We start from the raw sequence: 26,274 nt of genomic DNA, 5'->3' as shown, positions 1-26,274 counted from the left end.
TGTCGTGCCGCAGACATGATCGGTCGCGGCGACGGCAGCGACACCGCCGATTCCCGTGTCTGTTCCACTAAGTTCCCGGTTGGGAATTGACTGGTCGGGCGCCGTCAGGAGGAGTGGGCATGGCATCGGACGACGATATCGTTCTTTCCGAACTGGACGACGACGAACTCGTCCTGCAAATGCATGACGATCTGTACGATGGTCTGAAGGACGAGATCATCGAGTCGGTCAACATCCTGCTCGAGCGCAACTGGACGCCGTACGACGTCCTGACCAAGGCCCTGGTCGAAGGCATGCGGATTGTCGGGATCGACTTCCGCGACGGAATCCTGTTCGTGCCGGAAGTGCTGATGGCGGCCAACGCCATGAAGGCCGGCATGGCGATCCTGCGGCCCCTGCTGATCGAGACCGGCGCGCCGCGGGTCGGCAAGGTGGTCATCGGCACTGTGAAGGGCGACATACACGACATCGGCAAGAACCTGGTATCGATGATGCTGGAGGGTGCCGGCTTCGAGGTGATCGATCTCGGGATCAACAATCCGGTCGAGAACTACCTGGCGGCGATCGAGGAGCACCAGCCGGACATCCTCGGCATGTCGGCGCTGCTGACGACGACGATGCCGTATATGAAGGTCGTGATCGACACGATGAAGGAAAAGGGCATCCGAGACGACTACATCGTGCTCGTCGGCGGCGCCCCCTTGAACGAGGCGTTTGCCGACAGCGTCGGGGCCGATGCCTATTGCCGCGATGCCGCGGTGGCGGTCGAGACCGCCAAGGCGCTGATCGCTGAGCGCCGGAGGTCCAACTCGGAGGCCGCCGAGGGGTGAAGGCCACCTGATCGAGCGGTTAAGAGAGCGCGCAGCGATGGACGAGGTCGCGATGGATGACGACCGGATGCTGGCAGGGTGGAGGCATGCGCTACCCGCTGCGGGCGACCATTCGGTGCGGCCGTCCACTCTGTTCATCGCATGCGGTGCGCTGGCCAAGGAACTGGTCGCGTTGAAGCGGGCCACCGGGTGGACCGAACTGACCATCACCTGCCTGCCGGCGCATTGGCACAACACGCCGCAGGACATCACCCCCGGTGTCCGGCGCAAGATCCGTTCGGCGCGCGGCACCTACGAGCAGATCTTCGTGATCTACGGCGACTGCGGTACCGGCGGCGAATTGGACCGGATGCTGGAAGACGAGGGTGTGGAACGGATCCCCGGCCCGCACTGCTACCAGTTCTTCATGGGAACCGCGGATTTCGAGGCATTGACCGACGGCGAGCCGGGCTGCTTCTTCCTCACCGACTATCTGGTCCGGCATTTCGATCGGCTGATTATCAAGGGGCTGTGGCTGGACCGCCACCCGGAACTGCTGCCGGACTATTTCGGCCATTACACCAAGGTCGTCTATCTGGCACAGCTCGACGATCCGGCGCTGACAGCTCGGGCGGCCAAAGCGGCGGCTCGGCTCGGCCTCGCGTTCGAGCATCGCCTGGTGGGTTATGGCGAGTTGGGGACGTTCGTGGCGAACGCTGCCGGTGCATCGGCTGCCGTGGTGACTGCGTAAGCGGAGAGACATCTGTGGCAAGCCTGATCGTCACCTACTGGCGCGATATCCCGGCCCATGTCTCGGTCGAGAAGGGTCGCGGCCGGCGGCGAGAGAGCGCCAAGGTCGAGCTGGCGCCGCGGTTTGCCGCCGCCATTGACGCCGCCGCAATGAAGGGCGGCGCCGATGGAACCGATGCTTACCTCGCCGAGTGGCGCCGCTCCGAACCGGTTGAGGTATCCGACGACGACATGGACGCCACGGCGGCATCCACCGCCGCGACGATCGAAGCCGATTGGCCGGGCGAACGGCTGCGCGCCGCCATCGCCGCGGGTGGTTGGGAGAACGGCTAGGTCCGGCTGCCCCTCTACCGCGCCCGCAGGACGCCCGGCAGGTAGACTTTGTCCTGGCTGTCGTAGAACAGCGTGAGGCCGAGGATGCGGTCCGGCAGCCGGCGATCTTCGGCGAGCGGCAGAGCCAGATTTTCGAGCACCTGCACCTCGGTGTGGTGGTGAAACATCGGCATGCCGCGGCGCCAGATCGGGCGTCCCGTCTCCATCAGGTTCAGCAGGGACCGTGTGGCGACCTCCAGTGCGCCGGCCGATGGATAACAGTCGGCGAGCGTGTGGCCGGTATGATCCTGCCCGACGCCGTCGACGACCGCCGTGCCGATCAATCGGTAGCGGAAAGACCGGGACGGTCGGTCAAAATCGAGCAGCCATATGTACGGCAGCAAGGACTTGATCTCTTCGGGACGGATGTCCTCGCGGGTCGGCAGGTCGTCGGGACCGGCCTTCTTCGACGCCCAGTAGTCGTACAGGCGCGCCACCGGCTTCGACGCGCCGGAGGGCGAGTAGGGAAGCCAGTCTCCCCGTCTGTGTGGGTCGGCCGTCAATGACGTCTCATCGGATGCTCAAGCATGGATCAGCAGTCGGCAGCATACACCGTGCACCGTCGCGGCTCTACACAGCCCGGTCGTTTCGGCTAGGGCGCGAGCGCCTGGGCGTGCCAGCGCAGATGGTCCTCGATGAAGCTGGCGATGAAGAAGTACGAATGGTCGTAGCCCGGCTGGCGGCGCAGGGTCAGGTCGATACCGGTCCCGGCGCAGGCCGCTTCCAGCAACTCCGGCTTCAACTGGTCGGCCAGGAACCCGTCGGCCAAGCCCTGGTCGACCAGGATCGCCGGGACGCGGGCGCCGTCTTCGATCAGGGCACAGGCGTCATACTGGCGCCACGCCGTGCGGTCGGGTCCGAGATATCCCGCCAGTGCCTTGTGCCCCCAGGGACAGTTCAGGGGTGAGACGATCGGCGCGAAGGCCGACACCGAGCGGAACCGTCCCGGCGTGCGCAGCGCCATGGTCAGCGCCCCGTGCCCACCCATCGAGTGGCCGCTGATGGCCTGTCGGGTCATGTCCAGCGGCAAAACGTCGGTCACCAACTCCGGCAGTTCGCGCTCCAGGTAACTGCGCATCCGGTAATGCGTTGCCCAAGGCTTCTCGGTCGCATCGACGTAGAAGCCGGCGCCCCAGCCAAAGTCGTATGCGCCGTCCGGATCGTCGGGGACGCCTTCACCCCGCGGGCTGGTGTCCGGTGCGATCAGCGCCAGACCAAGTTCGGACGCAACCCTCTGGGCGCCGGCCTTGGCGGTGAAATTGTCCTCGGTGCAGGTCAGGCCGGACAGGAACCAGACCACCGGCACCGGACCGGCTTCGGCCTGTGGCGGCAGGAACGCTGCGAACCGCATCGGCGTCCCGGTCTCCGCCGACTGGTGCCGGAACACCGACTGGACGCCACCGAAGGCCTTGGCCTGCGAGACGGTTTCGAGTTTGGACGATGCCATGGCGGATCCTTAGCTTGGGGGAGCCGTTAGATAACCTGTCGGGCCTTGTCCGGTCGATGCTGGTTGCCCTGCTCGACTTTCGCCGGGCCTTATAACATCATGAGGTAGTCAAAAGGGGATATGTATTGGTGGGGGAGATAGTTTGACTTTGTTTAAAACTATCAAAAAAGGCGTGCGTGTCCAAGATCTAGTACTCGGAGGGGTGTTTTTCGGAATCACGGCCGTTTTTCTTGTCTGGTTCGATGCCTTCGAATGGCTTTATGATTTTTCCCGTGAGCACGAGTCATGGGAATTGGATGATCTGGTCCTGGTTGCCATTGGCGGACTTGTTGGCACGCTGACAATGATGATCTCGGCGGTCTGGCGGCAGACTCGCGAGATCGCAACGGCCCTTGAAGTCGCCACACGTGCCCGCAACGACGCGACGTTGGCCAACCAGGCCAAGAGCCGGTTTGTCCAGAGCATGAGCCACGAGGTTCGCACCCCCTTGAACGCTGTGCTTGGCTTCAGCGAGGTTCTTCAAAGGGACAGCAAGAATCCCCTGACGCCGTCCCAGAAAGAGTATGTCGGCTATATCTACAAGGCCGGCGCGCGACTGCTGCAGCTGGTGGATGAACTGATCGATCTGGCGCGGATTGACCAGGCAACGTTCAAGGTTGTGACGGACGATATTTATCTTGACCCATTGTTGCGCGAGGTTGTGGAGGCCCTGCGTCCTCAAGCCGATGAGCTGAACGTCCGAATCGAACTCTCCTCAATCGCAGGCGTACTGTTGGTCGCGAATTCGGTGAAACTGCGCTATGTCATGAAGAGCCTGATATCCAACGCCATCATCTACAACAGACCCGGCGGCAGGCTAAAGGTCGCTGTCGAGCAAGCCGACAACGGAATGGTCACCATTTCTGTCGCCGACACCGGTATCGGAATCTCCGATGCCAAGATTGGGCAATTGTTCGAACCATTTAATCGCCTGGGTCATGAAAGCAGCGCCATTGCGGGTGCCGGGGTCAGCCTGTCCATATCGAAACGCCTGATCGAAGCCATGAATGGATCGATCGAAGCAGAGAGCACGGCGGAACGCGGATCAACGTTTGTGGTCTGCCTTCCTGCCGCGTCCGTCGTCACGGGTGCAGAAAGGCGAGAATCGGTAACGGATGGGTGCTAGGGCAGCGGCAGACGCCGTCTTCGGGCTTGCGGTGGCACGAGGCGTTCTTCTGCCTGCCGCCGCATCGTTCCGGTTCCCAATCCTTGTGATCTCTACCCGTCGATCGGCTCTACCCCGCACCAATCGGCGATGAACAGCGCGATGGCCTTAGTCGCTTCGCGGATCGACGGAATGTTCACCCGCTCGTCGAAGCCATGGGCGTCCTCGCAGATCGGCCCGTACACCATGCAGGGCATGTCCGCGTACAGCACGAATACCCGGCTGTCGATGTAGGCGGTCGCGACGTAGTCCACCGGCTTCTTGCCGGACACTCGCTCATGGCACCGGCTCAGCACGATTTCGGCATCGCTGCCCGGCTCCAGGTCGTAGCCTTCGGTGAAGAAGCCGTTCCAGACCACTTCCGGCGGGTTGTTCGACAGGAACGGATGGCCCGATGCCGCTTTACGGACCGCGTCCTCGATGTCGCGCTGCATCTCCTGCGGCTTGAAGCCGGGGTAGATCGAGATCCGGCAGTCCATCGTGCACCACGACGGCACCGACGACGCCCAGTCGCCACCCGCGATCTTGCCGACGTTCATGTTCACCGGATGCTCGCGGTCGGCGTAGTGCTTGGTCTCGTGCCGGCGGGCGTTCCACTTGTCTTCCACCGCGCGCAAGGGGGCGACTAGATCCATCGCCGCCTGGATGGCGTTCGAACCGGTGCCGGCGTGGGCGACGTGCACCGGATGGCCGCGCACCTTGATCTGGAACCACTGCACGCCCATCGTCGCGCGGGTCATCTTGCCGCCGGACGGCTCGCTGATCAGGGCCGCATCGGCCTTGTACCCGCGCACCAGGGTAGCGAGAGCGCCGTTGCCGGTGCTCTCTTCCTCGCAGACGGTCTCCATATGAACGGTTGCCGCCGGCTGCAGGCCGCAGCGCCGCAAGGCGTCGAGGGCGAACATGTTGGCGACCACGCCGGCCTTCATGTCGCCGGCCCCGCGCCCGTACATCCAGTCGCCCTTGATGGTCGCGGCGAACGGCGGGTCGGCCCACATCTCCACCGGCCCGGTCGGAACCACGTCGATGTGGCCGTTCAGGATCAGCGACCGGCCGGTCTCGTTGCGCGGGCGGTGGGTGCCGACGACGTTCCAGGCGTGGGCATAGTCGACCTCGACCGGCGAGAATCCGGGATGGTGCTCGATGTCCTTGGGGTCGACCCGCCAGCGGTCCATCTCGTACCCGCGGGCGCGCATCGCCTGGAACATCAGGTCCTGCGCCAGATGCTCCTGGCCGCGCACCGACGGGCGACGCACCAATTCCTGGAGGAACCCGATCTGCTCGTCGAAGCCAGCGTCGACCGCGTCCGAAAGTCGACGCGCCAGTTCCTCACCGAGAGCCGCGCCCTGGTCTTCGCTCATCATCGCCGCCTGTGATCCGGTTTCAGTTAGACTCGGATATCCTGCGCCAACGTACCGGCTGGCCGCAAGCAGGCTCGGAGGCTACGCGGTCGGTTGCTTGAAGATGTAGCGGCCGTCTTCCAGGCGATCGAAAAACTCCGGGACCTTGGGGTGGTCGACCGGGCCGTTGGTGCCGTCCTCGACCAGGTTCTGCTCGGAGACGTAGGCTACGTAGTAGCTCTCCGGGTTCTCGGCGAGCAGGTGGTAGAACGGCTGATCCCGGCGCGGCCGCATGTGCTCCGGGATGGACTCGTACCACTCCTCGGTGTTGGCGAACTCCGCATCGATGTCGAACACCACCCCGCGGAAATCGTGCAGGCGGTGCCTGACGATGGCTCCCAGGGAGAAGTTCGGCGCGACAATCTTCATTCGGTCCATCCCGACGGTCAAAGGCGGCGAAATCATCATATATTTGATCTTTTTGGCGCGAAGGACAAGATTGCGCCTCCGCTTCATCGGGAGATCGCATCATGTTCGGCCCACTCGGCCACCTGCGCGTTGTCGAAGGCTCGGCCTTCGTTGCCGCCCCGCTTGCCGGCCTGACGCTGGCCCAGGCCGGAGCCGACGTGATCCGCTTCGATCCTCCGGGAGGCGGGCTGGACTACCGGCGCTGGCCGTTGGCCGCCGCGTCCGGGCGCAGCCTGTTCTGGACCGGATTGAACAAGGGCAAGCGTTCGCTCTGCGTCGACATCCGCCGCCCGGAGGGACGAGAGATCGTCCAGACCCTCATTGCCGCGCCGGGTGACGGCGGGGGGCTGCTGCTGACCAACTTCGCGGGACTGCCGTGGCTCGCCGACGATGTACTTCAGGCCCGTCGTGTGGACGTGATCAAGGTGGAGATAACCGGCAATCACGACGGCTCGAACGCCGTCGACTACACCATCAATCCGGCCGTCGGCCTGCCGGCGATGACCGGCAGCGGTGGGCGTGAGGCGCCGACCAACCACGTGCTGCCGGCCTGGGACGTCGCCTGCGGGCTTAGCGCGGCGTTCGGCCTGGTGTCGGCCACGATCGAACGGATGCGCACCGGCCAGGGCAAGTCGATCCGGCTGGCGCTCTCGGACGTGGCGTTCGCGACTGTCGGTCATCTCGGCATCCTGGCCGAGGCGTCGGTCAACGGCGTCGACCGGGGACCGTCCGGCAACGATCTTTACGGCGCGTTCGGTCGGGATTTTCCGACTGCAGACGGCGAGCGGGTGATGATCGTCGCGCTGACGTCGAAGCAATGGAAGGCGCTGGTCGAGGTCTGCGGCATCGCCCAGGCGGTGCAGGACCTGGAGGCTCAGCTTGGTGTCAGCCTGCGCGACGAAGGTGCCCGCTACATCCATCGTGACGCGATTGCCGGGCTGGTCGCCCCGTGGATTGCCGCGCGGAATCTGCCCGATGTAGCCTCGGCATTCGATGCCGCCGGGGTGTCCTGGGGCCCATACCAGACGGTCCGGCAGGCGCTGGAGCGCGACCCGCGGGCGTCGGTCGCCAATCCGATGTTTGCGATGGTCGATCAGCCGGGCGTGGGGCCGGTGCTGGCCGCCGGTTCGCCCTTCGCGACGACCGACGGCGATCGCGCCCCGCCCCGTCCCGCCCCGATCCTGGGTGCCGACAACGACGCCATTCTTGGGGACCTTCTCGGCTTGCCGTCGGGAGCGATCGGCAAGCTGTACGAAACCGGCATCGTGGCACGCGAGGAGGCCGATTAGGTCGGGTTCCGGTCGTCCTTCGATGCTTCCGCAACCTCGGCAATCGAACCGCCGGGGTTGGTCGGCATGCCGGTGACCAGGCGTTCGCGATGCCAGACGTAGATGCCGGCCGCGACCAGCAGTGCGCCGCCCATCAGGGTAGGCAGGTCCGGATATGAGCCGAAGGCAAAGACGCCGATCAGGATCGCCCACACCAGGGTGCTGTACGAGAACGGCGCGATCAGCGACGCCGATGCCAGCATGAATGCCCGGATGGTCAGGTACTGGCCGGCGACATGGCAGATCGCGATGGCGACCAGGAAACTCCATTCGGCGGTGGTCGGAGTTCGCCAGTCGATGATGCCGAGCGGGATGATCGCGACCAGCCCGGACACGGTCGACCAGATGAGGATGGTCAGCGGCCCTTCCGTTCCGCGCATCTGGCGGGTCAGGATCAGGCCGGCCGCCCAGCACAACGAGGATACCAGCGGAAGCAGCATCGCCAGTTGAAAGACGTCGCTGCCGGGCCGCAGGATCAGCAGCACTCCGACGAAACCAGCGCCGACTGCGGCCCACCGACGAATCCCGACCTTCTCACCCAGGAACGGGATCGACAGGGCAGTGACGTATAGCGGCGACACGAAGCCGATGGCGGTCGCGGTTTCCAGCGGTAGGTGGACCATGGCGTGCACGAACAGCGTGGCCGAGCCGATCAGCAGCACGCCACGCGCGATGTGCGCTATAGGACGGGTCGTCCGCCACGGCCGCCCGTGCCAATGCCGCAGCACCGCTGGCAGCAGCAGCACCGAGACCAGGGCATAGCGCAGCAGGATGATCTGCTCGGCCGCCATTCCGGAGCCGGCCAGTCCCTTGGCGAAGCCGTCCATCGCGGTGAATACGAAATTGGCGCCAAGCAGGAAACCGATTGCCAGCAACGGCTGGTCGGGGGCGATTCCCGGGGGCGGCGACGGGCGATCGACGGTTGTCGCCGCCTGGGGACGTGCCATGACGCAAACTCTGCTGACGGACGCGGTCTGCGCCCGCAGCCATTCGGACCGAAAGCATGAGGATGTGCAAGCCTGTATCCGACCTCAGACGTCGGTGATGTCGTCAACCGCCTGGCGCAGGAACCGCATGTCGACCTGGTTCAGCGCCGGGTTGCCGGCGCGGTGGCCCCAGATCGATTCGATCGGCCGGAACTCGGCGTTCGGCATCTTCGCCGTCTCGGCCGCGCTGTCTTCGGGTGTGAAGTACAGATCGGTACGCGACGGCATGACGATCGCCTTGGCGGTGATCGCGCCGAGCGCCGCATCCAGGTCGCCGCCGTAGACCAGGTTGTCGCTGATGTCCGACAACTCCCAGGTCTTCAGCGACGCCACCAGATCGTCGCCGGAACGGCGCAGGAAGTTTGCTTCCCAACTGCGGACCAGCCAGTCCTCCAGGCTGCTGAACCCGACGGTCAGGTGCAGGTTCTCGCGGTAGAACGCCTGGCTCATCGCCCAGCCGGCATAGACCCGGCCCATGGCGCGCAGGCCGGTCACCGGCCGCTCGGCGAAGTACGAGCCACGCCATGCCGCGTCGGCCGTCAGGGTGGCGCGCACCCCGTCGATGAACACTTTGTTGTGGACTGAGGTCCGGGCCGACCCGCAGACCGCGACGATACGGTCCACCCGGTCCGGGAAGATCGCGCCCCAGTGCAGGGCCTGCTGCGCGCCCATCGACCAGCCATAGGCCAGAGCGACCCGCTCAATCCCGAACACTTCTTCCAGCAGGCGCCTCTGGGCGTGCACATTGTCCCAGTGGGTGAACTCGGGGAACCGGCCATGTCCGAACGGTTCGCCCAGGTTGCTTGGCGAGGTCGACAGCCCGTTGGTGAACATGTTCGGGATGACGATGAACCAGCGTCCGGGATCCAGCACCTTGTCCGGCGCGATCAGCCACTCGGTGTCGGTGTGCTGGGCGCCGTAGGACGTCGGGTACAGCACGACGTTCGACTTGTCGGGGGCGAGCGTCCCGTATGTCCTGTAGACGATCCGGGCGTTCGGAACGGTCATTCCGCGCTGCAGTCTCGTCGCGCCCAGGTCGAATGTCTGCTGGTCCATCGCCGTGCCCTCGTTCACCGGTCTCGTGCCGCCGGTCACGGTAGGCCGGGCGAATTGCCTGCGCTAGCATCGCCTGAACGGGACGACCTGACGGAGACGCCTGCCATGGCTGAAGCAGCCCTTACCGTGAAGCCGGTCGCCGGAGCGATCGGCGCCGAAGTCGGCGGGGTCGACCTGTCACAGAACCTCTCCGACGCCGTGGTCGGCGCGATCCGCAAGGCGCTGCTGGATCATCTGGTGATCTTCTTCCGCGACCAGGAACTGACGCCGGAACAGTTAATGGCGTTCTCGCTGCGGTTCGGCCAGCCGGTCGCCTATCCGTTCGTGAAGGGTCTCGACGGGTTTCCGGAGATCACCCCGATCCTGAAGCGCGAGGAGGACCGCAGCAATTTCGGCGGGCTCTGGCATTCCGACACGGTCTACCAGCAGGTGCCGCCGATGGGCACCATCCTGTATGCGCTGGAAGTTCCGCCCTATGGCGGCGACACCGAGTTCGCCAACCAGTACATCGCCTACGAGACGCTGTCGGAGCCGCTGCAGAACTTCCTGGGCGGGCTGACGGCGGTGCACATCTCCGGCAAGGGAACCGCCCAGAAGACCCGCACCGACATGATGAAGCACTCATCGGTCGGTCTGAAGGGTGACGAACTGGTCTCCCGGCACCCGGCGGTGCGCACCCATCCGGAGACCGGCCGCAAGGTGCTGTACGTCAACGTCGCCCACACCACGCATTTTGAGGGCATGACCGAGGAAGAGAGCGCGCCGATCCTGGAGTTCCTGTTCCGCCACCAGATCAAGTCGGAACTGACCTGCCGGTTCCAGTGGACCAAGGGCGCGGTCGCGTTCTGGGACAACCGCTGCACCCAGCACAACCCGATCAACGACTACCACGGCTTCCGCCGGCTGATGCACCGCGTCACCCTGGCGGGCGACAAGCCGGTGTGAGGCTCAAGCCTCAGTCAGCCACGCCCGCCATGTGCCGGGCGGCGACCCAGCCGAACGTCATCGCGGGACCCAGGGTGATGCCGCCGCCGGGGTAGTTGCCGCCCATGATGCTGGCGTTGTCGTTGCCGGCCGCGTACAGGCCCGGGATCGGCTTGCCGGCCTTGTCCAGCACCTGGGCGTTGGCATCGGTCTTCACGCCGGCGAAGGTGCCGAGATCGCCGATCACCAGTTTCACCGCATAGAACGGCCCGCGCTCGACCGGGGCGACGCACGGGTTCGGCGTCACGGTCGGATCGCCGAGCGAGCGGTTGTAGGCGGTCGAGCCCTTGTGGAATGCGGGGTCCTCGCCGCGCCGGGCCGGGCCGTTGAACTCCGCGACCGTGCGCTCCAGCGCCGCCGCGTCGATGCCGGTCGCCGCTGCCAGTTCCGCCAGGGTGCGGCCGCGCTTCAGGTAGCCGGAATTGATGTGCGGGGTCAGCGGCAGCGGGAACGGCTTCACGAACCCCAGGCCGTAGCGCCGGATCGTCGGGTGGTCGCAGATCAGCCAAGCGGCGTTCTCGTCCAGGCCGTCGCAGGCCTTGACCATGGCCTGGATGAAGTCGTGGTAGGAGTTGCCCTCGTTCACGAACCGCACGCCCCGTGCGGTGGTCGCGATCACCCCGGGTTTCGCCCGGTCGATGAAGTGCGGGAAGGTGCCCATGGTGCCGTCCGGCCACGGCACCTGGCTGATCGGGACCCAGGCGGCGGCGTTGGGGTAGCCCAGTTCGACCGCCGCACCGGCACCTTCGCCCAGCCGCAGCCCGTCGCCGGTGTTGCCCGGAGGAGCCGGCGAGAAGTGCTCTGCGTGCGCGAACAGCTGCTTGCGCCGGTCGAGGTCCTGCGGAAACCCACCGGCTGCCAGAACCACACCCTTGGCGGCCGATACCTTCACCGGCGTGCCGTCGCGCGACACGACCGCGCCGACCACCTTGCCGTCCTCGACCGTGAGTTCGCCCGCCGGGCTGGAGACCCAGAGCTCGACCCCGGCATCGAACGCCGACTTGGCCAGTCGACCGGCTAAGGCGTTGCCGTTGGTCAGCCGCACCGCGCGGCCGTGCAGGGCGAGGTCGCGCATGTGGGCTGCCAGCTTGCCGGCGACGAACGCCGCCGACTTGACCGAACGGGTGACGTTGAAGAAGTGCAGCAGCTCCTTGCCGGAGCCGATCATCATACCGACGAAGGTGATCTCCCTCAGCGGCGGGCGCAGCGTCTTCAGCCGCGAGCCGAGCCGACGGCCGTCGTAGGGAGCGGCGCAGATCGAGCGGCCGCCGGGCACGCCTCCGGGCGCATCGGGGTGATAGTCCGAGAAGGTCGGCCCGGTGACGAACTCGACCTCGGTCTCGCGCTCGAAGAACTCGACCATCTTCGGGCCGGCGTCGAGGAAGGCGTCGACCCGCTCGGCGTCGAAATGGTTGCCGGTCTCGTGCTGCAGGTAGGTGCGCGCCGCCTCGACCGAGTCGACCACGCCCTCGCGTGCCGACGGCCCGTTGCACGGGATCCACAGCCAGCCGCCGGAGCGCGCCGTGGTGCCGCCGTAGACCTCCTCCTTCTCGACCACCAGCACCTTCAGGCCGAGCTTGGCGGCGGTCACGGCCGCCGACAGGCCGCCGGCGCCGGAGCCGATGACCAGGACGTCGCAGGCATGGGTAGTGGCGGTGTCGGGCTGTGGCATCTCGGAGGGCTTTCAACGGGCGGCGGGAGCCGGCATTCGAGCACACCCGTGCGGTCGGTAGCAATCGACCGGCGTGGCTGGGGCGACCGCCACGCACTGCTTGATTCAGCGGGCGATGCGCATTAGGTTCCGGCCTTCGACGCACCCGTAGCTCAGCTGGATAGAGCGCTGCCCTCCGAAGGCAGAGGTCACAAGTTCGAATCTTGTCGGGTGCGCCATTCTCCCAAGTACATTGCCTGATGTGAAGCGAGGCGGGCATGTGGCCCCCGGCGTTGCCGTCCCCGCATTTGTGCAGGCCGGTGCTTCAGATTGTTGGTTCGGGCATCGATGACCGCTGGCCGTTCCGTGGTCACCTTGTGGCCCGCTTGGTCGCCCTGCCCAACCATTCTACTTTAAGTGATCTGTTAATCAGGCATTAACTTGTTGAGAATACGTTCGTATTCGAGGCCAGAGGCTCGGAAGTATCCAGAGTGATTCTGGTTCGAATATGTTTCGGAATCTGTTTCGCCTGTTGACGACTGTCGTTGTTAAACCCCGGATTGCGCGAAAGAGTCCAGCGAATGAACATCTCGACATCGATAAAATTGCTGAATGGCGCCATCGTCGGAGCGATCCTCCTTGCAGGCGGTAGTGTGGTCCTTTTTGATCGGGCGGTCGATGTGGAGCGACACGCGCTCGCTCGTCAGGCTGAGTTCAAGCAACTCGGCAACGATTTGGCGAGGGCGTCGGACTATCTGACCGATGAAGCCCGGCGCTACGTTCAGTTCGGCGATAAGCGCCATCTGGACAATTATTGGCACGAGGTCAAGAAAACCAAGACGCGTGACCGCGTTGTCAGTCGCCTCAAGGAGCTGGGCGCGCCGCAGGCGGAAATCGACCTCATCGAGCAGGCGAAGAAAAACTCCGACGCTCTCATCAAGACCGAGGAAGCCGCAATGCTCGCGGTTTCAGAGGGGCGCTTCGATGCAGCACGCACACTGATGTTTGATGAGAACTATGATCGCAACAAGCAGGTCATCGTTGATCCGTTGAATGCGTTCCAGATGGCGATGAACGACCGTGCCGCCCTGGAGGTCCAAACAGCAGCGTCCAAGACACGCCTCTTTATGGGGATCATGGTAGGGACGCTCGCAATTGCTGCCGCGATGGTTCTGGGGGCACTTTACGTCTACGTCGTGCGCAGGGTCGTGAAGCCGATCGAGGAGATGACGGTCACGATGGGCGTGCTCGCGGGAGGCGACAAATCGGTGCGTGTTCCCAATCTGGGGCGCGCAGACGAAGTCGGGGCCATGGCCGACGCGCTGGAGGTCTTTCGGGCCAATATGATCCGAGCGGATGAACTGGCGGTCGAGCAGGCCAGTGAGCGCGAGGCGCGCGATCGTCGAACCCAGGAGATTGAGAAGCTGACCGCCGATTTCGATCGGTTGGTGACCGCCGTGCTGGGCGAAGTCGCTGAAGCCACAACGCAGATGCAGACGACTGCCACTTCCATGGCCTCGATTGCCGAAGAGACGAACCGCCAATCCCTTGCAGTTGCATCAGCCTCGGAGCAGGCATCGGCAAATGTGCAGACCGTTGCTGCAGCAGCAGAAGAACTATCCAGTTCGATCGGTGAGATCAGCCGTCAGGTCAGCCAATCGGCTACCGTTGCTTCCAAGGCCAGTGACGATGCAAATCGAACCAATGTTCATGTCGAAGGGCTGGCCGAGGCGGCACAGAAGATCGGCGAAATTGTGAACCTGATCCAGGACATTGCCGAGCAAACCAACCTGCTTGCATTGAACGCGACCATTGAAGCAGCGCGGGCGGGTGATGCCGGCAAGGGATTTGCTGTGGTGGCTTCGGAGGTGAAATCGCTGGCAAATCAGACAGCGAAAGCGACCGAAGACATCGGCCAGCAGGTGAGCGACATCCAGATGGCAACCGGAGAGGCCGTCGCGGCAATCAAGGGCATTGCCGGCACGGTCGGCGAGATCAATGTTATCGCCACGACAATCGCCAGCGCCGTTGAGGAACAGGAAGCCGCTACCCGGGAGATCTCCCGCAACGTGCAAGACGCGGCATCGGGCACTCAAGAGGTGTCATCCAACATATCCGGCGTCACCGAAGCAGCGGGGCAAGCTGGTTCCGCGGCCGAGAACGTGAAGGGTGCCGCAGACATTGTAACCGTCCAGGCTGCGGAGCTTCGAAAGGCGATCGAAGGGTTCCTGTTGAACGTACGGGCCGCGTAGCCGGTAACGCGGCGGAACGTTCGGCCAGTCTGCGAGATCGCCGGGGCCAGCGGGCTGGTTCTCAACCATTCCGCCGAGGCCGTCTCGTCGCCCGAAGAGAACCAAAGCTGTCGCCTATCAAAGCCGACCCCGCGATCAGCAGTTGCAAATGCTTCGATGCCGGTTGCAGGCGTTCGCACAGCGCTCAAGATCGGCAGCGTCCATTGAAATCCCGCCAGATTTGTCACTCTCACCCGGCGCTTCTGCCGTCCTAAGTCCTCGTTCGGTTCTGCAACGGCTGGAAACAGCCCAGATCGACCGAGGTCAGACAATGACATTGCTCACCGCAGCCAACCCTGACAGCACATCGACCGGATGGGCACGCGTTGTGGCCAAGTATCTAGGCCTTGCCGCCTCGCCGACCTTCGCGCTTATGGCGTGGGCATCGGCAAGCGATGCGGCCGGCATGGCCATGTGCTCCACAGCATCGGCGATCCTGCCGATCGACGGCATGGTCTGGATGTCCCTGCTGATGGGCATCTTCCATCTGTCGCCTTGGTTGACGCTGGTTTCCGGCCGTTCGCGAGAGCCGATCAAACCCGCAGACAGAGCCGAAGGAGACTGACCATGGAACATCCCGTAGTTTCACGCGAGGAGTGGCTGGCGGCCCGCAAGGCGCTTCTCGCCAGGGAACGCGTCATGACCCACCAACTCGACGCCCTGCGCGCCGAACGGCGGCAACTGCCGTGGGTCCGGATCGACAAGCCCTATGTGTTCGAGGGACCGCAGGGTGAGCGCACGCTCGGCGACCTGTTCGCCGGCCGCAGCCAACTCGCCATCTATCACTTCATGCTGACGCCCGGCTCGGATCACATCTGCGCGGGCTGCTCATACACCGTCGACCATGTCGACGCGGCGCGGCAGCACTTCGAACAGGCCGATCTGGCGTTCGCCGCGGTCTCGCGCGCGCCGCTACGGCAGATCGAGGCGGTCAGGGAACGGATGGGCTGGACCTTTCCGTGGGTGTCGTCCCACGGAAGCGACTTCAACTTCGACTTCGGCGTGTCGTTCACGCCTGAAGACATCGCTGCCGGCCGCGCCACCTACAACTACGGCACGCCGATCCGCAGCAGCGAGGACATGTTCGGCATCAGCGTTTTCGTGAAGGGCGACCGCGATGCCGTGTTCCACAGCTACTCGACCTTTCACCGCGGCACTGAGCTGACGATGGGGGCGTTCAACTGGCTCGACCTTGCCCCCAAGGGCCGCAACGAGGCCGGCACCATGAGTTGGGTCCGACTGCACGACGAGTACCCACAGGCAGGAAAGCAGCGAGCATAGCGCTGTAGCGAACAGCTCACGCGACATCTCGGATCCAACCCACCATCTGGAGGATCAAGAACCATGACCACGTCATCTGAGAATGGCCGAGGAGGCGAACTGCTCGGAATGCGGACGCCGCCGGTTGTGTCGGCGGAGGAGTGGAAGGCCGCATGGGATGAATTGCATGTGAAGGAGAAGGCCCATTCGCGGTCTCGCGACGCCCTGGCCGCCGAACGCCGGCGGATGCCCTGGCTGGCGGTCGAGAAAGACTATGCCTTTGAAGGGCCGAAAGGCCATCTGAGCCTGCTCGACCTGTTCGGTGGCCGTCGGCAGCTGATCGTTTACCGCGCTTTCATGGAGCCCGGTGTCGGGCGCTGGCCGGAGCGCGGCTGTATCGGTTGTTCCATGGTCGCCGATCAGGTCGCGCACCCGGCGCATCTGGGCGCCCGCGACACCAGCCTCGCCTTTGTCTCGCGCGGGTCGCAGGACGACCTTCGGCGCCTGAAGGCGAAGATGGGCTGGGAACACATCCCCTGGTACACGCTGACGGACGATTTCGATGCCGACTTCGGTGTGGACGAATGGCACGGCACGAACGCGTTCATTCGCGACGGCAACCGCGTGTTCCGCACCGGCTTCATCAACGGCCGTGGCGACGAGCAAATGGGGAACACCTGGAACTATCTCGACATCACGGCACTCGGTCGCCAAGAGTCGTGGGAGGACTCACCCGAGGGCTATCCCCAGAGCCCACCGTACGGATGGTGGATCTGGCATGACGACGGGGTCACGGACCCTGATCGAGACAAGGTTTAGCGGCCGGCGCTCAACAGGCTCGACCATATCCCCAAAGGATCGCAACGAGGCCGGTACCATGAGTTGGATCCGGTTGAGCGGCGCATATCAGGCGCTCGGCACGCGCTGCTCGCGGTGCTGCCGGGATGCGCAGGCGGCGGACAGGATGTTGTCCGCCGCATCGCCTCATCCCTGCTGTTTCGTGCCTACTGCCCCGTCTTTATTGCTTTCTGAGGACGTAGTGGGCCGCCGCCGGCGTCGGCGTGTAGTCGACGCGGTCGAAGCCGAGTGCCGGAAGGTCGATCGCCCCGAGCAGGTGCTCGCCGGTGCCCAGAAGTACGGGGCTGATCGCCAGGTGCATCTCGTCGACAAGGCCGGCTTCCAGGTACTGTCTGATCGTGCTGACGCCGCCGCCGATCCGGATGTCCCGGTCACCTGCCGAGGCTTTCGCCCGTTCAAGCGCAGCGTGGATTCCGTCGGTCACGAAATGAAACACGGTGCCGCCCTCCATGGCCAGCGGCGGACGTTCATGGTTGGTGAGGACGAAGACATCGGTGTGGTAGGGCGGGTTGTCGCCCCACCAGCCTTTCCACGTGCCGTCGGGCCATTCGCCCCTCACCGGTCCGAACATGTTCCGGCCCATGATCCAGGCGCCGAGGTTCGCCATCCCGCGGTCGGCAAATTCGTTGTCGATACCGGTCGTACCCTGATCGCTTCCCAGCAGGGTGTGCTGAAAGAACCGGGTTGGAAACATCCATTCGTGGAGGGCTTCGCCCCCCGCCCCGAGCGGATTGTCGAGGCTCTGCCGAGGGCCGGCGCCGAAGCCGTCAATCGACAGGGTGAAACAGGAAACACGAACCTTGGTCACAGCCATCTTCTCCAAATGTGATTGCATATTGCAACTGGTTGTGGAATCGCATAACCGATCCTATTTTGCAATCGGTTTTTGAGGGGAGCTGATGCGTGAAGATCGAGCGGCGGTCGGGATGCCCGATCAATCTGACGATGGAGGTGTTGGGCGACCGGTGGAGCCTGGTGGTGATCCGCGACATGATGTTCGGGAACCGGCGCCACTTCCGCGAACTTCTGACGCGTTCGCACGAGGGGATCGCCTCCAATATCCTGGCCGCCCGGCTCAAGCGCCTGGTATCACTTGGCTTGATCAGCAAGCGCGATGACCCCAGCCACAGCCAGAAGGCCATCTACAGCCTGACCGAACCGGCGATCCAACTGGTACCGGTTCTTGCGGCCATCGGCGCGTGGGGACGCCGGCACCTGCCGGTCACCGAGGAACTCAGCATCAGGGCGCAACTGCTGGAGCAGGGCGGGGAGCCGATGTGGAATGCCTTCATGGACGAGCTTCGCGTCATCCACGTCGAGGACCCGGTCGGTGGCGCCAACGGGCAGCACGCGTCGTCCGTGCTCGCGCGGCTGACCGAAGCCTATGATGAAGTTCGGCGATCGAGGGGTCGGTAGGCGGCCGTCCGGGGCGTAGTCGCTACCGGTCCTGGTCGCGGTCGGTACGCTCGTAGGTATCGTCGAAGATCGACAGCCGGCTGTCGTGCATCGGCGTGGCGGTGGCACCCACGTCGGTGGCCCACAGTCCGGCAAACGCGGACTCGCGGTCCGACCGGTCTTCGGTGGCGCGCAGATAGCTCAGCCACTGCGAGGCCCGCTTCAGCGATCCGTCGAGCGGATAGATCGCCACCAGCAAGCGATTCACCGCCCCGTGCAGGGTCAGGGGCAGGACCAGGCGATCATATCCGAGGCTGCGGCCCATCAGCTGGAATTCGCGGCGGAACATCAGCGGGCGCTTCTCGGTGATCGACCGTTCGAAGCATTTCTGGATCTCCTGGAACACGTCGGCCCGGTAGACTCGTTCCAACGGCTTGTTGGTCGGGTCTGAGCCCAGCAGCTTCACCAATGCCGATCCGACGGCGATGTATTTGGGGTGCTTGATGTCGGCGGCGTCGACCAGTGCCAGATGCGGGAAGATCGTCTCGAATGCGTGAATGTCGATCGAGTCCGCTTCCGGAACTTCGCCGTCGATCGCCCGGCTCGTCGCCTTCCAGTGGTCGGCTAACGCCCGGAAGTCCGGGTTGGTCAACCCGTCCATCGACAGATACTCAGCGGTCCAGGACCAGACAGCCATTCCAAGCACCCTCGCTGCGGCGCGCACATGAATTGGTTCGCCGCGTCGAACGCACGGTGTTCGCGCCAACCTGACCGATTGAGCTTAACGCATCCTTAACCGGTGGGCTCTGCCGGTCCCCGACGGTGTCAAAAACAACGGTGAACTGACGTCAGCCGGGTCAGACTACTTTTGTATGCAGGTCACCGACACCGTCGACATGCCCGTGCAGAACATCGCCGCGCTGCACCGGTCCGACCCCGGACGGGGTGCCGGACATGATGAGGTCGCCAGGCCGCAGTTCGAACAGGCCCGACAGATAGGAGATCATTTCCGGCACCTTCCAGATCATCTGGTTCAGGTCACCGGTCTGTCGGGTTTCGCCGTTGACCTTCAACCAGATCGCGCCGTTTGCCGGATGGCCGATCTCGGAGGCGGGGGCCAGGTCGCTGCACGGAGCGGAGTGTTCGAACGCCTTGCCGATCTCCCACGGCCGGCCGGCCTGCTTGCAGGCACCCTGCAGATCGCGCCGTGTCATGTCCAAACCGACGGCGTAGCCGTAGACGCAGTCCATGGCCGCCTTCAGCGGAATGTCGCTGCCGCCCTTGTGCAGCGCCACCACCATTTCGATTTCGTGGTGCACGTCGCTCGACTTCGGCGGATAGGGGAAGTCGGCACCACCAAGCACCAGGTTGTCGGGGTTCTTCTGGAAGAAGAAGGGATCCTCGCGATCCGGGTCGCCGCCCATCTCGATGGTGTGGGCTGCGTAGTTGCGGCCGACGCAGTAGATGCGGTGCACCGGAAAGACGACGCCACTGCCTCGAACGGCAAGGGTCGCGGGCGCGGCGGCGGGAAAAACGGTGGTCATGGACGGTTGTCTCCAGGTGGGGGATCAGCCGCGCGACGCGGCGTAGTACTCGACCTTGCGCTCAAGCCACGCGAGGCCTTCGTTGATCGCAAAGGCAAAGGCGAAGAGGACGAACAGCAGCGCCCAGAAATGCTCCATCAGGAACCGCGACGAGTACAATTCGAACAGCCGCCCAAATCCGACGATCGACACCAGAAGCTGGCCGATCACCACTCCCTTGACCGCGCGGATCATGCCGAGGCGAACCCCCGACAGGATCTCCGGCAGTGCCGCCCACATGTAGATGTGCCGGAACGCCTGCCATCGCGTCGCACCAAAGCTGTGTGCCATTTCCACCAGCGACGGCGAGATCGCCCGTACTCCGGCGCGGGCATCGAGCACGATGATCCAGATGGCGAACAGCACCACCGTGAGAATGATGGTGGTCTGCCCGAACCCGAACAGCACCATGATCACCGGGACCAGCGCGGTCAGCGGTGCCGAAAGGAACAGGTTCACCCAGGGCAGCAGCAGCCGGTCCATGATCACCGAGCGTCCCATGCACACGCCGAGCGGCACTCCCACCAGCACGGCGATCAGCACGCCTGCAAAGAACGCCTTGCCGGTGATCCACAACGCGCTGGCAAACACCTTGGTCGGGACGATCTCGACCATGCGATCCAGAACGGCGGACAGCGGCGGAACCACCAGGGTCGCACCCAACTGGCCGAACAGCTCCCAGATCAACCCCCAGACCAGCAGCGAGGCGAACAGCGGGATGCGGTAGCCGGCGATGATCATCTCTTCCTCAATCCAGGTACTGCTTCAGGCCTCGCCAGATCTCCTCGACCGTGTCGAGATAGACCGGGTCGCGGCGGATGCTGTCCGCGTCGGCGCCGCGAGGAATGTCCGGTTCCACGATCGTGGTTACCCGGCTCGGCCGACGCGCCAGCAGAACGATACGGTCCGAGAGGTAGACCGCCTCCTCGATCGAGTGGGTGACGAACACGAAGGTCTTCCGCTCGCGAGCCACCAGATCCAGCATGTCCTCCTGGAACTTGCGACGGGTTTGCTCGTCGACAGCCGAGAACGGTTCGTCCATGAGGAGGACCTTGGCGTCCACGGCCAGCGCCCTGGCCAGCCCGACCCTCTGGCGCATGCCGCCGGACAGGGCGTGCGGGTAGGCGGTCTCGAAGCCCTTCAGGCCGACCGCGGCGATGTACTTCTCCGCCACCGCCTCGCGCTCGGACTTGGCAACGCCGCGCAGTTCGAGACCGAAGGCGACGTTGCGCATCACCGTGGCCCACGGCATCAGCGCGAAATCCTGGAATACGAAGGCCCGCTCCGGGCCGGGTCCGGTGACCAGCGCACCGTCCACCTCCACGGTTCCGCTGGTGGCCGGCAGCAGGCCGGCGATGATCTTCAGCAGCGTGGTCTTGCCGCAACCCGATGGCCCGAGCAGGGTCGTCAGGCGCCCCTCCGGGATGTCCAGATCGATTCCGGAGAGTGCCTCGACCCCGCCGGGATAGATCTTGGTGACCTCTCGAATCCGGACGGCGGTGGGAGGCGCCGGCTGGGCGGCGAAGGTTGGTTTGGCGACGGCGGTCATACGGCGCGTTTCTCCGGTCGGAACAAGGTGATCTCCATCCGTTCGACCAGTTCGATGAACAGCACCGAGAACACGATGATCGAGAAGATCGCGGCGTACATCTTCGGGTAGTCCGCGATCGATTGGTTGTAGGTGATGATGTCGCCGATCCCGGTCGGGGTGATCAGCAGCTCGGCCAGGATGACGCCGATAAAGCCGGCGGCGCAGCCGAGGCGCAGCCCGGCAAAGATCACCGGTGCAGCAGCCGGCAGAATGATCTTCCAGATCACCTGGGCTCGGTTGCCGAGGAAGGCGTGGCACATCTCCAGCAGGTTGGCTGGGGTGTGGCGTACCGCGTTCAGCGAGTTCAGTACGATCACCGGCATTGCCATGATGCACACCGTCAGAACCTTCGAGGTCAGGCCGATGCCGTAGGCGAAGGTCAGGATCGGGATCAGCGCCGCCAGGGGGGCCGACTGGGCGATGATGAACAGCGGCGAGCCGAGCCACTCGGCGGGCTGGCTCAACCCCATGGTGACACCCAGCGCGATCCCGACGACCACGGAGATCAACAGGCCGAGGGCGAGCGGTTGCAGGGTGATCAGGAACGCCTGCTGCAACGATCCGTCGGCCAGCAGACCGCCCAGGGCGGCCATGGTTTCCCCGAAGGTCGGAAACGCCGGGCTGATCGGCACCCGCCCGCCGTACTCCCAGGCGCCACAGACGACGATCACCGAGAGCAGCCGGAGGCTAATGGCGTGGGTAAGGATCGCGTTCACGATGATCGGGGCCCGTTGTCGGAGAAGCAAAGGAGGCCCGGCGGTGGGTGAAGTCGCCGGGCCGGAGGTGTGCGGTCCGGTCACCCGCCAAGCTTCTTCGCCGCTCTTTCCAGAGGACCCAGGTCCCAGTAGTCCCCGACCTTCAGGCTCGATGCCGGTCCCTGCATCTGGCCAGCCTCGGTGTAGAAGTCGAAGTCGGCCTTGGCCGCCTTGGCGCCGCCGCCTTTCGGATCGAACAGGCCTTCCTTGGCTCCTTCAGTGTAGAACGGGACAACCTCGGCAAGGATCTCCTTCGGCTGGTCGCTGAGCAGGCCGCGCTTGGCGCGTTCCTCTTCGACAATGGCGGGATTGGACTTCATGTCCCGCCACAGTCGCAGCAGTTCCTCTACGATGATGTCGGCGGCCTGCTGGTTGTCCTTCAGCCAGCCGGCACTCGCGAAGATCAGCTCGTCGCTGGCCGGATCGTCGAGGCCGGGCAGCACGTGGAACCGGTCGGACGCCTTGGACATCAGCAGGTTCTTGTTGGCGAGGTCGACGATGGTTGCGTCGATCTGGCCGTTCATCATGGCGATGATCCGGTTCTCCGACCCCGGGACGTAGCTGCGATCGCCAAACTGGATGCCTTCCCGCTTCGCGATGATGTTGCCGATGGCCTCGGTTCCGGTGCCGCGGGCGTGGAAGGTAAAAGGCTGTCCGTTCAGTGACTTCCAGTCCGGGTACTTGTTGCTGACGACCGGAAAGAACACCAGTCGCGACATCTGAAAGACAATCTTCAGCGGCACCTTGGACTTCTGGATGACCGAGTATGGCGTGCCGATCCCGATGTCCATCTGGCCGTTGACGATCGACTGAATCGCCAGTTCCTCCTTGGCGAAGGCGGTCATCTCGTAGTCGACGCCGCGGTCCTTGGCTCGTTCCAGCGCAATCGCGACGGCCAGCGTCTCCACCGAGAGTACGTCGCCGAGGGCGACACGCACTTTGCCTGCGGCGGCGGCAGGACCGGCCGTAGCCAGCATCGCGGTGACGCCCGCAGCGAGTGCCAGACCACGCATTGTTCTGCTGACCATCATGTTCATCGCTGCTTCCTCCCACGGCCGCGTGGTTGCTCGTTAGGCGTGTATCTGCCGATTCCGCAGCCTTGGTTCGAGCGTAACCATTTTCAAATTGGTTAAGCAAATGAATTTGACCAATCAGGATTCTTGACGGTCGAGGAGTGGCCAGAGTAATGGGTGGCATCAAGGCGTGGACTCTGATTTCGGGGCTGGGTGATCGGAATGGATGGCGGACAGAGCGCCCTGACGCAGCTCAAGGCCTATTTGGCGCAACGCCATCTGCCGGATAACTCCAGGCTGCCTCCAGAGCGGGAGCTCTGCGATCTGCTGGGGGTTCCGCGCGGCGAGTTGCGCAAGGCGCTGGCGACACTGGAATCGGCCGGCGATCTCTGGCGCCACGTCGGCAAGGGTACGTTCATCGGTACCCGCCCGGTCGAGGAGCTTTCGACCATTGCCGCCGTCGCGGGTCAAACCAATCCGTCAGAGGTGATGCGTGCCCGCCTGCTGATCGAGCCGCTGTTGACGGGCGAGGCGGCGCTGCAGGCCACCACCGAGGATATCGACGAGATGCACCGCTGCCTGTCCGGCGCGCGCCGGGCGGAGTCCTGGCGACAGTACGAGAACTGGGACAACCGCCTGCACCGTGCGGTGGCCGAGGCTGCGCGGAACGTCGTTCTGCTGTCTCTGTTCGACTCGCTCAACGCGATCCGACGCACCGTTGTCTGGGGTCGCCTGCGGGACCAGCCTGCTCAACCGCCAGCCGACCACCATAGCTTCGGGGACCACGAAGCGATCGTCGCTGCTATTGAGGAGCGCGACGTCGAGGAGGCGACCCGCGCGATGCGCCGGCATCTGGCCAAGGTCGAGCAAAGGCTGCTGCTGCGGCGCGAGGCGGCTGAGTAAAGAGCCGAGTTAGGTCGTGCCTGCATTCGACGGCCTATAGGTCGTCCTGGGAATCCATCCTTCGATCCGAACCGCAGAGAATTTTGCTCCATCTTGTCGTGCGATGGCGGGCGGCGTCGTCGCGTGGGCAGTGCTGTTTCCAGGCCGGCAGGCGGACGCTCCACGGCCGATGGCCCCATGGCGTATTTAGTCCGTCGAACCGGCAAAGAATTCTAACTTGCATCATGATAGTAACTGATGCACGGTCCGCTCATGCAGCGGAAAAGCTTTGGCAACTTGCCGTGTCCGATCGCCCGCAGCCTTGAGCGGGTGGGCGAGTGGTGGAGCATCCTGATCATGCGGGACGCGCTCCACGGATTGACCCGGTTCGACGAGTTCCAGAAGAGCCTGGGGATCGCGCCGAACATGCTGACCCGGCGGCTGAATTCCCTTGTGGAAACCGGCCTCCTGGAGCGGCGGCGCTACAGCGAGCGGCCACCGCGCGACGAGTATGTGCCGACCGAGTGCGGACGGGAGTTCCGGCCGGTGCTGCAGGCGATGCTGGCCTGGGGCAACCGCCACTTCGCCCCGGAAGGTGCCAGTGTGCTGATCGTCAACCGCGAAACCGGCGAGACTGCCGATCCGGTGCTGGTGGATCGGGTCAGCGGGCTGCCGCTCAGCGATCCGGTGTTCCGCTCGGCCCCCGGTCCGGCGGCCGATCATCGGGTCCGCCGCCGCTACGACGGGCGCGATCCGAAGGCGGCCGACTCCGTGAAGGCGCCCTCATGAACGTCGACGCAAAGATGCCGCCAGTGACGGTGCCGGCATCGCGGATGAACGCGCGCACCCAGCGGATGCTGAACGATCCGATCGTGCCGATGCTGCTGCGCATGGCGTGGCCGAACGTCCTGATCATGGTGGCTCAGGCGTCGACCGGGCTGATCGAGACCTGGTGGGTGTCGCATCTCGGCACCGACGCGCTGGCCGGCATGGCGCTGGTGTTCCCGGTGCTGATGCTCACCCAGATGATCTCGGCCGGTGCGATGGGCGGCGGCATCTCCTCGGCGATCGCCCGCGCCCTGGGTGGCGACCGGCGCGATGAGGCCGACGCGCTGGTCCTGCACGCAATCGCGATCAACGTGGTGCTCGGCCTCGCAGTCTCGGGGTTGATGCTGCTGTACGGCCGATCCTTGTACGGCCTGCTCGGCGGCGAAGGCGCAGCGCTTGAGGCGGCGGTGATCTATTCCGCCGTGGTGTTCGGTGGCAACGCCTTGCTGTGGGTGATGAACGGGTTGGCAAGCGTGATCCGCGGCACCGGCAACATGCTGGTGCCGGCCCTGGTGATCTGCGGCGGGGTCGTGCTGCTGGTGCCGCTGTCGCCGGTGCTGATCTTCGGACTGGGGCCGATTCCGGCGATGGGCATCGCGGGCGGCGGCGCGGCGCTGGTGCTGTACTACGCCGCCGGCACGGCGGTGCTCGGCTGGTATATCCTGGCCGGCCGCAATCTTGCACGGTTCCGATGGGTTCGGCTGCGCTGGCTGCCGCTCCGCGACATCCTGCGAATCGGAGCGGTGGGGTCGATTACCTCGCTGCAGACCAACGTGACGGTCGCGGTGGTGACCGGGTTGGTCGCCAGTGCCGCCGGCACCGATGCCATCGCCGGGTTCGGCACGGCCGTCCGGCTGGAGTACCTGCTGGTACCCCTGGTCTTCGGTCTCGGCGCCCCGCTGGTGGCGCTGGTCGGCACGAACATCGGTGCCGGAAACCAGGAGCGGGCGCTGCGCATCGCGGTGATCGGCGGGGGCTTGGCGTTCGCGCTGACCGAAACGATCGGTCTGGCTGCCGCGATCTGGCCGCAGGCCTGGCTGGCGCTGTTCAGTGCGGAACCGGCAATGATCGAGGCCGGGAGCGCCTATCTGCGGATCGTCGGGCCGTCCTACGGCTTCTTCGGTCTCGGCCTAGCGTTGTACTTCGCCTCGCAAGGGGCGGGACGCCTGCTGTGGCCGCTGTGCAGCGGGTTCCTGCGCTTGCTCGTCGCGATGGGCGGCGGCTGGTTGGCGTTGCGCCTGACCGGTTCGATCGATTGGCTGTTCGCGGCGGTTGCCCTTGGCCTTGTCGTCTATGGAGCCACGATGGCGGTGGCGATCAGTGGCGGTGCCTGGTTTCGTGGTTCAGCCGGATAGCCAATCGCTTGCGAATCTTGCGGGTTGAGTTCGGCCGCTGCCGGTAGGAGGCTGCTGCCGACACGCCC

At 64.7% G+C, this 26,274-nt stretch carries 28 protein-coding genes and 1 tRNA gene; 15 read left to right on the top strand and 14 right to left on the bottom strand.

All coding sequences use genetic code 11. The features are described 5' to 3' along the window. The first annotated feature begins 119 nt into the window (after nt 1-119). From RIC54_RS17700 to RIC54_RS17690, 3 genes are read left to right on the top strand one after another with little or no spacing between them, the layout of a single operon-like run. Nucleotides 120-830 carry a cobalamin B12-binding domain-containing protein gene (locus RIC54_RS17700; RefSeq protein ID WP_350089612.1) on the top strand — a complete coding sequence of 237 codons (711 nt, stop codon included), beginning with the start codon at nt 120-122 and terminating at the stop codon, nt 828-830. Between the two features lie 37 nt (nt 831-867). Then, nucleotides 868-1,560, top strand: a complete 693-nt coding sequence (locus RIC54_RS17695; protein WP_350089609.1) for a DUF1638 domain-containing protein — start codon at nt 868-870, stop codon at nt 1,558-1,560. A 14-nt stretch (nt 1,561-1,574) separates the two neighbouring features. Then, entirely contained in the window at nt 1,575-1,892 is a 318-nt protein-coding gene (locus RIC54_RS17690) for a virulence factor (RefSeq protein ID WP_350089606.1), read from the top strand. 14 nt (nt 1,893-1,906) lie between these two features. Here RIC54_RS17690 and RIC54_RS17685 read toward each other — a convergent pair whose 3' ends face one another. After that, nucleotides 1,907-2,434 (bottom strand): PAS domain-containing protein, encoded by a 528-nt coding sequence (locus tag RIC54_RS17685; protein ID WP_350089603.1) that lies wholly within the window; start codon nt 2,432-2,434, stop codon nt 1,907-1,909. Nucleotides 2,435-2,523: 89 nt separating this feature from the next. After that, entirely contained in the window at nt 2,524-3,378 is an 855-nt protein-coding gene (gene fghA, locus RIC54_RS17680) for an S-formylglutathione hydrolase (RefSeq protein ID WP_350089600.1), read from the bottom strand. A gap of 142 nt (nt 3,379-3,520) precedes the next feature. Here fghA and RIC54_RS17675 point away from each other — a divergent pair, with 142 nt between their 5' ends. Beyond that, the gene (locus tag RIC54_RS17675) at nt 3,521-4,543 is read left to right on the top strand and encodes a sensor histidine kinase (RefSeq protein ID WP_350089597.1); all 1,023 of its coding nucleotides are present in this window, start codon (nt 3,521-3,523) and stop codon (nt 4,541-4,543) included. A 92-nt stretch (nt 4,544-4,635) separates the two neighbouring features. Here the strand turns inward: RIC54_RS17675 and RIC54_RS17670 are convergent, their stop codons facing one another. Next, nucleotides 4,636-5,943, bottom strand: coding sequence for a M20 family metallopeptidase (locus tag RIC54_RS17670; protein ID WP_350089594.1), 1,308 nt, complete (start codon nt 5,941-5,943; stop codon nt 4,636-4,638). Nucleotides 5,944-6,024: 81 nt separating this feature from the next. Further along, nucleotides 6,025-6,351 carry a heat shock protein HspQ gene (gene hspQ, locus RIC54_RS17665; RefSeq protein WP_350089591.1) on the bottom strand — a complete coding sequence of 109 codons (327 nt, stop codon included), beginning with the start codon at nt 6,349-6,351 and terminating at the stop codon, nt 6,025-6,027. Nucleotides 6,352-6,452: 101 nt separating this feature from the next. Here hspQ and RIC54_RS17660 point away from each other — a divergent pair, with 101 nt between their 5' ends. After that, entirely contained in the window at nt 6,453-7,679 is a 1,227-nt protein-coding gene (locus RIC54_RS17660; RefSeq protein WP_350151261.1) for a CoA transferase, read from the top strand. On the opposite strand, the gene RIC54_RS17655 is transcribed toward RIC54_RS17660, so the two are convergent. Both RIC54_RS17655 and RIC54_RS17650 read right to left on the bottom strand, forming a co-directional pair. Next, nucleotides 7,676-8,665, bottom strand: coding sequence for a DMT family transporter (locus tag RIC54_RS17655; RefSeq protein ID WP_350089585.1), 990 nt, complete (start codon nt 8,663-8,665; stop codon nt 7,676-7,678). The genes RIC54_RS17660 and RIC54_RS17655 overlap by 4 nt on opposite strands. 84 nt (nt 8,666-8,749) lie before the next feature. Next, entirely contained in the window at nt 8,750-9,760 is a 1,011-nt protein-coding gene (locus RIC54_RS17650; RefSeq protein ID WP_350089582.1) for an alpha/beta fold hydrolase, read from the bottom strand. A 105-nt stretch (nt 9,761-9,865) separates the two neighbouring features. Between RIC54_RS17650 and RIC54_RS17645 the strand changes: the two genes are divergently transcribed. After that, entirely contained in the window at nt 9,866-10,705 is an 840-nt protein-coding gene (locus tag RIC54_RS17645; RefSeq protein ID WP_350089579.1) for a TauD/TfdA dioxygenase family protein, read from the top strand. A 10-nt stretch (nt 10,706-10,715) separates the two neighbouring features. On the opposite strand, the gene RIC54_RS17640 is transcribed toward RIC54_RS17645, so the two are convergent. Beyond that, on the bottom strand, nt 10,716-12,416 hold the full coding sequence (locus tag RIC54_RS17640; protein ID WP_350089576.1) for an FAD-dependent oxidoreductase: 1,701 nt from the start codon (nt 12,414-12,416) through the stop codon (nt 10,716-10,718). Nucleotides 12,417-12,557: 141 nt separating this feature from the next. On the opposite strand from RIC54_RS17640, the gene RIC54_RS17635 reads away from it, so the two are divergent. From RIC54_RS17635 to RIC54_RS17615, 5 genes are all read left to right on the top strand, one after another. After that, nucleotides 12,558-12,634 (top strand) — tRNA-Arg (locus RIC54_RS17635). A gap of 342 nt (nt 12,635-12,976) precedes the next feature. Continuing rightward, entirely contained in the window at nt 12,977-14,647 is a 1,671-nt protein-coding gene (locus tag RIC54_RS17630; protein WP_350089573.1) for a methyl-accepting chemotaxis protein, read from the top strand. A gap of 310 nt (nt 14,648-14,957) precedes the next feature. Beyond that, on the top strand, nt 14,958-15,251 hold the full coding sequence (locus RIC54_RS17625; RefSeq protein ID WP_350089570.1) for a hypothetical protein: 294 nt from the start codon (nt 14,958-14,960) through the stop codon (nt 15,249-15,251). Between the two features lie 2 nt (nt 15,252-15,253). Continuing rightward, nucleotides 15,254-15,967 carry a DUF899 domain-containing protein gene (locus RIC54_RS17620; RefSeq protein WP_350089567.1) on the top strand — a complete coding sequence of 238 codons (714 nt, stop codon included), beginning with the start codon at nt 15,254-15,256 and terminating at the stop codon, nt 15,965-15,967. Between the two features lie 63 nt (nt 15,968-16,030). Next, nucleotides 16,031-16,765 carry a DUF899 domain-containing protein gene (locus tag RIC54_RS17615; protein WP_350089564.1) on the top strand — a complete coding sequence of 245 codons (735 nt, stop codon included), beginning with the start codon at nt 16,031-16,033 and terminating at the stop codon, nt 16,763-16,765. Between the two features lie 199 nt (nt 16,766-16,964). Here RIC54_RS17615 and RIC54_RS17610 read toward each other — a convergent pair whose 3' ends face one another. Then, nucleotides 16,965-17,618 (bottom strand): dihydrofolate reductase family protein, encoded by a 654-nt coding sequence (locus RIC54_RS17610; protein ID WP_350151259.1) that lies wholly within the window; start codon nt 17,616-17,618, stop codon nt 16,965-16,967. A gap of 89 nt (nt 17,619-17,707) precedes the next feature. Here RIC54_RS17610 and RIC54_RS17605 point away from each other — a divergent pair, with 89 nt between their 5' ends. After that, complete coding sequence (locus tag RIC54_RS17605) at nt 17,708-18,220, top strand: winged helix-turn-helix transcriptional regulator (protein ID WP_350089558.1); 513 nt, start codon at nt 17,708-17,710, stop codon at nt 18,218-18,220. A 22-nt stretch (nt 18,221-18,242) separates the two neighbouring features. Here the strand turns inward: RIC54_RS17605 and RIC54_RS17600 are convergent, their stop codons facing one another. The 6 genes from RIC54_RS17600 to RIC54_RS17575 form a co-directional block, all read right to left on the bottom strand. After that, a complete protein-coding gene (locus tag RIC54_RS17600) occupies nt 18,243-18,896 on the bottom strand; it encodes a hypothetical protein (protein WP_350089555.1) in 654 nt (217 codons plus the stop codon). A 160-nt stretch (nt 18,897-19,056) separates the two neighbouring features. Further along, nucleotides 19,057-19,743 (bottom strand): fumarylacetoacetate hydrolase family protein, encoded by a 687-nt coding sequence (locus RIC54_RS17595; RefSeq protein ID WP_350089552.1) that lies wholly within the window; start codon nt 19,741-19,743, stop codon nt 19,057-19,059. Between the two features lie 24 nt (nt 19,744-19,767). Beyond that, nucleotides 19,768-20,523: an ABC transporter permease gene (locus RIC54_RS17590; RefSeq protein WP_350089549.1), complete on the bottom strand. Its 756-nt coding sequence runs from the start codon at nt 20,521-20,523 to the stop codon at nt 19,768-19,770. 7 nt (nt 20,524-20,530) lie between these two features. Continuing rightward, a complete protein-coding gene (locus tag RIC54_RS17585) occupies nt 20,531-21,331 on the bottom strand; it encodes an ABC transporter ATP-binding protein (protein ID WP_350089546.1) in 801 nt (266 codons plus the stop codon). Then, nucleotides 21,328-22,089 carry an ABC transporter permease gene (locus RIC54_RS17580; protein WP_350089543.1) on the bottom strand — a complete coding sequence of 254 codons (762 nt, stop codon included), beginning with the start codon at nt 22,087-22,089 and terminating at the stop codon, nt 21,328-21,330. Before RIC54_RS17580 ends, RIC54_RS17585 begins: the two co-directional genes overlap by 4 nt. An 80-nt stretch (nt 22,090-22,169) precedes the next feature. After that, the gene (locus tag RIC54_RS17575; RefSeq protein ID WP_350089540.1) at nt 22,170-23,165 is read right to left on the bottom strand and encodes an ABC transporter substrate-binding protein; all 996 of its coding nucleotides are present in this window, start codon (nt 23,163-23,165) and stop codon (nt 22,170-22,172) included. A 198-nt stretch (nt 23,166-23,363) separates the two neighbouring features. Here RIC54_RS17575 and RIC54_RS17570 point away from each other — a divergent pair, with 198 nt between their 5' ends. The 3 genes from RIC54_RS17570 (at nt 23,364) to RIC54_RS17560 (ending at nt 26,206) form a co-directional block, all read left to right on the top strand. Beyond that, nucleotides 23,364-24,044 (top strand): FadR/GntR family transcriptional regulator, encoded by a 681-nt coding sequence (locus RIC54_RS17570; RefSeq protein ID WP_350089537.1) that lies wholly within the window; start codon nt 23,364-23,366, stop codon nt 24,042-24,044. Between the two features lie 237 nt (nt 24,045-24,281). Further along, nucleotides 24,282-24,812 (top strand): winged helix-turn-helix transcriptional regulator, encoded by a 531-nt coding sequence (locus RIC54_RS17565; RefSeq protein ID WP_350089534.1) that lies wholly within the window; start codon nt 24,282-24,284, stop codon nt 24,810-24,812. Further along, nucleotides 24,809-26,206 carry an MATE family efflux transporter gene (locus tag RIC54_RS17560; protein WP_350089531.1) on the top strand — a complete coding sequence of 466 codons (1,398 nt, stop codon included), beginning with the start codon at nt 24,809-24,811 and terminating at the stop codon, nt 26,204-26,206. The genes RIC54_RS17565 and RIC54_RS17560 overlap by 4 nt, the downstream gene beginning before the upstream one ends. Nucleotides 26,207-26,274: the final 68 nt, after the last annotated feature.

The sequence above is a fragment of the Thalassobaculum sp. genome (assembly GCF_040219215.1).
GTDB lineage: Bacteria > Pseudomonadota > Alphaproteobacteria > Thalassobaculales > Thalassobaculaceae > Thalassobaculum_A.
Note: the sequence above shows the minus strand (reverse complement) of the source record. Positions and strands in the feature narration are given on the sequence as shown.